This window comes from Pseudoalteromonas sp. S4492 (assembly GCF_005886115.1).
In the GTDB taxonomy this organism is placed as follows: Bacteria; Pseudomonadota; Gammaproteobacteria; order Enterobacterales; family Alteromonadaceae; genus Pseudoalteromonas; species Pseudoalteromonas gelatinilytica.
In genome coordinates this window covers 1-631 of the sequence record NZ_PNCP01000095.1, presented here as the reverse complement: position 1 = coordinate 631, position 631 = coordinate 1, and the positions used below count along the sequence as shown (strand labels likewise).

The following is a 631-nucleotide window of genomic DNA, read 5'->3' as shown; positions in this document are numbered from 1 at the left end:
CGCCCACTCCGCCAATTTTCGACAATTTGTAAGTATGCGCTGGAGTGGTAGTTCAGTTGGTTAGAATACCGGCCTGTCACGCCGGGGGTCGCGGGTTCGAGTCCCGTCCACTCCGCCAATTACTTGCACAACTTATGGTTGTAAAACATTTTCCTTTGCGGAGTGGTAGTTCAGTTGGTTAGAATACCGGCCTGTCACGCCGGGGGTCGCGGGTTCGAGTCCCGTCCACTCCGCCAATAGGAAAAATAAATAGCATTAGATACTGCGGAGTGGTAGTTCAGTTGGTTAGAATACCGGCCTGTCACGCCGGGGGTCGCGGGTTCGAGTCCCGTCCACTCCGCCACTATTTAAACGCTATTTTATTACAAAATTTGTATCGCGGAGTGGTAGTTCAGTTGGTTAGAATACCGGCCTGTCACGCCGGGGGTCGCGGGTTCGAGTCCCGTCCACTCCGCCAACAAATTAAGTAATAACAATGATATCTCTGCGGAGTGGTAGTTCAGTTGGTTAGAATACCGGCCTGTCACGCCGGGGGTCGCGGGTTCGAGTCCCGTCCACTCCGCCATTTGATATCATAAACAAATTAAGTGCATTACCCCATGCACATACCACTGCGGAGTGGTAGTTCAGT

Annotated in this window: 5 tRNA genes; all 5 read left to right on the top strand. The window is 52.1% G+C overall.

Annotation, left to right across the window (positions count from 1 at the left end):
* Positions 1–41 precede the first annotated feature (41 nt).
* The 5 genes from CWC28_RS20855 (at position 42) to CWC28_RS20835 (ending at position 565) form a co-directional block, all read left to right on the top strand.
* A tRNA-Asp gene (locus CWC28_RS20855) sits at positions 42–118 on the top strand.
* A gap of 41 nt (positions 119–159) precedes the next feature.
* Positions 160–236, top strand: a tRNA-Asp gene (locus CWC28_RS20850).
* Between the two features lie 30 nt (positions 237–266).
* Positions 267–343, top strand: a tRNA-Asp gene (locus CWC28_RS20845).
* A 37-nt stretch (positions 344–380) separates the two neighbouring features.
* Positions 381–457: transfer RNA gene (locus tag CWC28_RS20840), tRNA-Asp, on the top strand.
* 31 nt (positions 458–488) lie between these two features.
* Positions 489–565: transfer RNA gene (locus CWC28_RS20835), tRNA-Asp, on the top strand.
* The last annotated feature ends 66 nt before the right edge of the window (positions 566–631 follow it).